Origin of the sequence: Mycobacterium sp., assembly GCF_049280035.1 — a bacterium.
In the GTDB taxonomy this organism is placed as follows: Bacteria; Actinomycetota; Actinomycetes; order Mycobacteriales; family Mycobacteriaceae; genus Mycobacterium.
This window is the reverse complement of sequence record NZ_JBAPPI010000435.1, coordinates 1-6,711: the sequence shown is the minus strand read 5'-3', so window position 1 is coordinate 6,711 and position 6,711 is coordinate 1. Positions and strand designations below refer to the sequence as shown.

6 protein-coding genes and 1 pseudogene are annotated in these 6,711 nt (G+C 65.4%); 5 read left to right on the top strand and 2 right to left on the bottom strand.

Going from position 1 to position 6,711, the window contains the following annotated elements; translation table 11 throughout:
- The 4 genes and pseudogenes from fadE29 to WAN71_RS14420 all read left to right on the top strand — a co-directional run.
- Window positions 1–741 (top strand): annotated as a pseudogene (gene fadE29 / locus WAN71_RS14435) (acyl-CoA dehydrogenase FadE29); the annotation flags it as partial.
- Window positions 738–1,703 (top strand): bifunctional MaoC family dehydratase N-terminal/OB-fold nucleic acid binding domain-containing protein, encoded by a 966-nt coding sequence (locus WAN71_RS14430; RefSeq protein ID WP_422225985.1) that lies wholly within the window; start codon window positions 738–740, stop codon window positions 1,701–1,703. The pseudogene fadE29 and the gene WAN71_RS14430, both read left to right, overlap by 4 nt.
- A gap of 5 nt (window positions 1,704–1,708) precedes the next feature.
- Entirely contained in the window at window positions 1,709–2,101 is a 393-nt protein-coding gene (locus WAN71_RS14425; RefSeq protein ID WP_422225987.1) for a MaoC family dehydratase, read from the top strand.
- Window positions 2,102–2,112: 11 nt separating this feature from the next.
- Window positions 2,113–3,282, top strand: coding sequence for a lipid-transfer protein (locus WAN71_RS14420; RefSeq protein ID WP_422225986.1), 1,170 nt, complete (start codon window positions 2,113–2,115; stop codon window positions 3,280–3,282).
- Window positions 3,283–3,310: 28 nt separating this feature from the next.
- Here the strand turns inward: WAN71_RS14420 and WAN71_RS14415 are convergent, their stop codons facing one another.
- Both WAN71_RS14415 and kstD read right to left on the bottom strand, forming a co-directional pair.
- A complete protein-coding gene (locus WAN71_RS14415) occupies window positions 3,311–4,171 on the bottom strand; it encodes a MaoC/PaaZ C-terminal domain-containing protein (protein WP_422225984.1) in 861 nt (286 codons plus the stop codon).
- Between the two features lies 1 nt (window position 4,172).
- A complete protein-coding gene (gene kstD / locus WAN71_RS14410) occupies window positions 4,173–5,855 on the bottom strand; it encodes a 3-oxosteroid 1-dehydrogenase (protein WP_422225983.1) in 1,683 nt (560 codons plus the stop codon).
- 73 nt (window positions 5,856–5,928) lie between these two features.
- Here kstD and WAN71_RS14405 point away from each other — a divergent pair.
- Window positions 5,929–6,711: 2-keto-4-pentenoate hydratase (locus WAN71_RS14405; protein ID WP_422225982.1), on the top strand; the 783-nt coding region annotated here is incomplete at its 3' end.

Below are 6,711 nucleotides of genomic sequence, written 5' to 3'. Positions count from 1 at the left end.
GTGCGCCACGGCGACGAGTACATCGTCAACGGCCAGAAAATCTTCACCACCGGCGCGCATGACGCCGACTACATCTGGCTGGCCTGCCGCACTGACCCGGAAGCTGTTAAGCACAAAGGCATTTCGATCCTGATCGTCGACACCAAGGATCCCGGCTACTCCTGGACACCGATCATCCTGTCCGACGGCGCCCATCACACCAATGCCACGTACTACAACGACGTGCGGGTGCCCGCCGACATGCTGGTCGGTGACGAGAACGGCGGATGGCGGCTGATCACCACGCAGCTCAACAACGAGCGCGTAATGCTGGGTCCAGCGGGTCGATTCGCCGCGATCTACGACCGCGTGCACGCATGGGCATCCAAGCCGGGCGGTGACGGCGTCACTCCGATCGATCACGACGACGTCAAGCGCGCGCTGGGTGAGGTTCACGCGATGTGGCGGATCAATGAGCTGCTCAACTGGCAGGTGGCGGCCGCCGGTGAGGAAATCAACGTGGCCGACGCCGCATCGACGAAAGTTTTTGGCACCGAACGGATTCAGTACGTCGGTCGGCTCGCCGAAGAGATCGTCGGCAAATATGGCAACCCTGCCGAGCAGGATACCGCCGAGCTGCTCGACTGGCTCGACTCGCAAACCAAACGCAACCTGGTTATCACCTTCGGCGGCGGGGTCAACGAAGTCATGCGTGAGATGATCGCGGCCTCGGGCCTCAAGGTGCCGAGGGTGCCTCGATGACCGACGCGAACAGCATCACCGCAAAAGTCGCAGAGATCACCGCCACCGTCGTCGCCAAGCCGCGCGCGGCCCGGGACCCGGTGAACCAGCCGACGATCAACAACTGGGTGGAGGCGCTCGGGGACCGCAACCCGATCTATACCGACGAGGCCGCGGCCCGCGATGCCGGGCATCCGGGAATTGTTGCCCCACCGGCAATGATTCAGGTGTGGACCATGTTCGGCCTGGGGGGAGAGCGTCCGACGGACGATCCCATGGGACCCATGATGGAGCTGTTCGACGGCGCAGGGTATGTCGGTGTTGTCGCCACCAACTGCGAGCAGACCTATCACCGGTATCTGCGACCGGGCGAGGAAGTCAGTATCGCCTCCGAGATGCGCGACGTGGTCGGCCCGAAGCAGACCGCGCTCGGTGAGGGCTGGTTCATCAACCAACACATCACCTGGCGCGTTGGTGACGAGGACGTGGCCGAGATGGAGTGGCGCATCCTCAAATTCAAGCCCCGCGAGAAGGCTTCGGCGACACCGGCGTCGGTGCCGACGGGCCTGGATGCCGATGCCATGATGCGGCCGTCGGTGTCGCGGGACACCGCGTTCTTCTGGGAGGGCGTCAAGGCGCACGAGTTGCGCATCCAACGGCTGCCGGACGGCAGCCTGCAGCACCCGCCGGTCCCGGCCGTCTGGCAGGACAAAGCCAAGCCCATCGACTACGTATTGGCCAGCGGCAAGGGGACAGTGTTCAGCTTCGTCGTGCACCACGCGCCGAAGGTGCCTGGCCGCACGCTGCCGTTCGTGATCGCGCTCATCGAGCTGGAAGAGGGCGTCCGCATGCTGGGCGAGCTGCGCAACGTCGACTCCGCTCAGGTGAAGACCGGAATGCCCGTTCGGGCAACTTATATCGACTTTCCGGCCGGTGATAGCGGGCCTGAGTGGACCCTGTACGCATGGGAGCCTGACGCATGAGGGCCCTGACGATAGAGGTCGGCACGAAGCTGCCGGAGCTGTCGTTGTACGGCGACCCTACGTTCATCATCTCGACGGCGCTGGCCACCAGGGATTTTCAAGACGTGCACCACGACCGCGACAAGGCGCAGTCCAAAGGTTCGAAGGACATCTTTGTCAACATCCTCACCGACACCGGTCTGGTGCAGCGGTATGTCACCGATTGGGCCGGGCCGTCGGCGCTGATCAAGTCGATTGGGCTGCGGCTGGGTGTGCCGTGGTATGCCTACGACACGGTGACGTTCTCCGGTGAAGTGACCGCGGTGGACGGCGGCCTGATCACGGTAAAAGTCGTGGGCAGCAATAGCCTTGGCGATCACGTCATCGCCACCACTACGCTCATGATCGGGGACGCCTAATGTCTTCGGGTTTGCTCAGTGGTCGAGCCGCCATCGTCGGCATTGGTGCCACCGACTTCTCCAAGGACTCCGGTCGCAGCGAGCTACGGCTGGCCGCTGAAGCCGTCCGAGACGCCCTCGACGACGCCGGCCTCACGCCCGCCGACGTCGACGGCCTGACCACGTTCACGATGGACACCAATAAGGAGATCGCCGTCGCGCGGGCGGCCGGTATCGGCCAGCTGAAGTTCTTCGCCCAGACCCACTACGGCGGCGGTGCCGCGTGCGCGACCGTCCAGCACGCCGCGATGGCGGTGGCGACCGGAGTGGCCGACGTCGTGGTGGCGTACCGGGCCTTCAACGAGCGGTCCGGGATGCGATTCGGCCAGGTGCAGACCCGGTTGGTGGGAGATGCCAGCGCACAGGCGGATTCGACTGCGGCGGACAACTCCTTCTCGTATCCACACGGGCTTTCCACGCCGGCAGCGCAGGTGGCGATGATCGCCCAGCGGTATATGCACCTGTCCGGTGCGACCAGTCGGGACTTCGGTGCCATCTCGGTAGCGGACCGCAAGCATGCCGCCAAAAACCCGAAGGCCTACTTCTACAAGAAGCCGATAACCATTGAGGACCACCAGAATTCGCGGTGGATCGCCGAGCCGCTCCGGCTGCTGGATTGTTGCCAGGAAACCGACGGCGCGGTGGCGATCGTGGTCACTTCGGCCGAGCGGGCCAAGGACCTCAAGCACCGGCCGGCGATCATCGAGGCGGCGGCCCAAGGCTCCAGCCCCGACCAGTACACGATGGTGAGCTACTACCGGCCCGAACTTGGCCTGCCCGAGATGGGACTCGTCGGCCGACAGCTGTGGCAGCAGTCGGGTCTGTCGCCGACCGATATCCAGACCGCGGTACTGTACGACCACTTCACCCCCTTCACGCTGATTCAGTTGGAGGAGTTGGGATTCTGCGGCAAGGGTGAAGCCAAGGATTTCATCGCCGACGGTGCCGTCGAGGTGGGCGGCCGGCTGCCCATGAACACCCACGGCGGGCAGCTCGGCGAGGCCTACATCCACGGTATGAACGGCATCGCCGAGGGAGTCCGCCAACTGCGGGGTACTTCGGTCAACCCGGTGCCCGACGTCGAGCATGTGCTGGTCACCGCCGGCACCGGTGTGCCTACATCCGGCCTGATCCTGGGCTAGTTCATCGCCGAAGCCGCCGCGCCAAGCGCTAGGCCGGAACCAGCTCGACGTCGGTGAGTACCACGGCGTTGTCGCGGGCGGGCGCGACGACGCTGGCCAGCAGCCGGCCGTCTTCCTTCCAGACGGCGGCCTTCAAGGTCTCGCCCGGGTAGGCCACGCCAGTGAAACGGGCGCCGTAGGATGCGACGGCGGCTACGTCAGCGTCGAGTAGGGCGTCGACGAGCGCCTTGCAGGTCATTCCGTAGGTGCACAAGCCGTGCAGTATGGGCCGCGGAAAGCCTGCGGCGGCGGCGAATTCGGGATCAGAATGCAGCGGATTGCGGTCGCCGCACAGCCGGTACAGCAGCGCCTGCTGCGGTAGTACCGCGATGTCCAGCTCGAGATCCGGCGCTCTATCCGGTGCGGCCGTAGCGGTCGACGGCCCCCGCTCGCCACCGAACCCGCCCTCGCCCCGCGCGAAGATCGACCGCCGCTGCGTCCACAACAGCGTCCCGTCCGGCGCGGTCGCCCGCGTCTCGGACCAGATCACGGCGGCCTTGCCCTTGTCCCAGATGTCGGTGAACCGGGTGACGGCTTTCGCGACGCCAGACGGTGGCAACGGCGCCGGCGCGGCCACCTGCTCGCTGGCGTGCAAGACCTTGCTCAGCTCGACGTCGATGCCGGGAAACCGCACGGTCGGTGGCTTGGTGGCGTGGAAGGTGGCTGCCACGTTGCCGAACGTCGGCAGCACCTGCGGGGTGTCGTCGACCAGATAGCGCAGCTCGCGCGGGTCCATCGGGTCGGCGCCCGCACCCAGTCCCAGGTGGTAGAGCTGCACATCGGTGCTGCTCCAAGAGAATTCGATCGGATCGAGCTCGGCGGCGAGTGCGACGTCCGGATTGATGGGCATGTCAGTTCTCTCCTGCAAGATGCAGAGCTGCCAAGTAGCCGAAGGTCATCGCGGGGCCGATGGTGCCGCCCGGGCCGGGATAGGTATGTCCCATCACTGGCGCGCTGACATTGCCCGCCGCGTACAAGCCTTCGATAATGCTGCCGTCGTCGCGCAGTGCCCGGCCGTGTTTGTCGGTGCGGATGCCGCCTTTGGTGCCGAGGTCGCCGGGCACCATCTTCGCGGCGTAATACGGCGGGTGGCTGATCTCGCCGAGGTTGGGGTTCGGCTTGTTAGTCGGGTCGCCGTAGTACCTGTCGTAAGCGCTCTCGCCGCGGTGGTAGTCGCCGTCGACGCCTGAGCGGGCAAAGCCGTTGAAACGCTCAACCGTCGCCTTGAGCTCGTCGACCGGCAGGCCGGCCTTGGTGGCCAACTCCTCGAGCGTGTCGGCCTGGACGATCACGCCGGATTCCAGCCATTTGCGCGGAATACGTTGTCCTGGCTGCAATCCGGCAAATATGTAGCGGTTACGGTATTGCTGATCGAATACCAGCCACGCGGGAATGTGCTCGCCCGGACCCGGGCCCTGGCCGTATTCGCCGCCGTACATGTGGTGGCACGCCTCGACGTATGGCATCGATTCGTTCATGAATCGCTGGCCGGACATGTTGACGATGATGGAGCCGGGCGAGTTGCGCTCCGACAATGCGAACCACGGTGCGCCCACCAGCGGCACCGTCGGGCCCCACCATGCATCCTCCATGATCTCCAGTGCCGCGCCGAGCTTTTCAGCGGCGAGGATGCCGTCGCCGGTGTTGGCCTTGGCGCCGACTGTCCACTCGGTGGTGATCGGAGCGCGCTGGTATTTGACTCGCATTTGCTCGTTGTGTTCGAACCCCCCGCAGCCGAGAATCACGCCCTTGCGGGCCCGAATCAGCTGCGGCTCACCGGATTCAGGTGCTTCGGTGTGGCGCACGTAGACGCCGCGGACCGCCCTGTCCTCGATATAAAGGTCGGTCAGGGCGGTGTTGAGCTCTACCAGGACGCCGGCCTTGCGCAGCCCGATCCGCAGCGGCGCGATGAGCGCGCGTCCCATGCCGACAAGGTTCTTGCCGGTCACCTTGGCCCACATGGTGCGGACGCCCACCTTGAGGCTGCGCAGCACGCCCCTGGGATGCCGCTTGAGCTGGTTCAGTCGCACGTAGTCCTGTTGCATCACAACGACGTTGAGCGGGACCTTGCCGTAGGCGGGCTCCAGCCCGGGCAGGTCGGGGCCGAGCTTGTTGGCGTTGAACGGCTTTGGCTCGATGGATCGGCCGGCCGGGCGGCCACCCGGGGCCTCGGGGTAGTAGTCGGAGTACGCGGGCACCCAGCACATCTTCAGCGGCGTGTGCTTCAGCACGAACGACAGCATTTCGGGGCCACGCTCGAGGTAGGTGTCGATGCGTTCCGGTTCGACGGTGTCGCCGATGATCCCGTGCAGGTAGGTGCGAGCAGCTTCCGCGGTGTCCTTCACCCCGTCGCGCTGGAGCACCTCGTTGTTGGGAATCCACACGCCGCCGCCCGAGCGCGCAGTTGAGCCGCCGTAGTGCGCAGCCTTCTCGATGACTATTGTCGATAGACCCCGGTGGGCGGCCGCAAGGGCAGCAACCAAGCCGGCGCCGCCGCTTCCTACCACGACGACGTCGAACTCCTGAGCTGTCATGTAGAACACGTTATAGAATTGCCGGGGCCGGACGCTACTGCCCCGGTCACACGAACGAGGGGACTTCGGTCAAATGATCCCGCTAGCCACCCGTGATGAGCTGGCCGCCGATCTCGCGGAGGCCGAGCGGAGCCGCCAGCCGATCGCGCCGTTGACGGCCGGGCACCCCGAGATCGACGTCGTCGACGCCTACGAGATCCAGCTGATCAACATCCGTCAGCGGGTCGCCGAAGGAGCCCGGGTGGTGGGGCACAAGGTCGGCCTCTCGTCGTTGGCGATGCAACAGATGATGGGCGTCGACGAGCCGGACTACGGGCACCTGCTCGACGAAATGCAGGTATTCGAAAACAAGCCGGTCACCGCGGCGAATTACCTGTACCCGCGGGTAGAGGTCGAAGTCGGTTTCATCCTGGCCCACGACCTGCCGGGCGCGAATTGCACCGAAGACGACGTTATAGCGGCGACCGAAGCGCTGGTGCCGTCCATCGAACTTATCGACACCAGGATCACCGACTGGAAGATCGCGCTGTGCGACACCATCGCCGACAACGCCTCCTCGGCAGGTTTCGTACTGGGTGCCGGACGAGTGCTGCCGACCGACATCGACATCACCCAGATCGAGGCGGAGCTGACCCGCAACGGCGAGGTGGTGGCCAAGGGCCGCAGCGACGCGGTATTGGGCAATCCGGTGACCGCGGTGGCGTGGCTGGCCCGCAAGGTGGAAAGCTTTGGTGTGCGGCTTCGGGCCGGTGACATCGTGTTACCCGGTTCGTGCACCCGGGCCACCGACGCCCGTCCCGGCGACAACTTCATCGCCGAGTTCGCCGGCCTCGGGTCCGTCCGGCTGTCTTTCGAG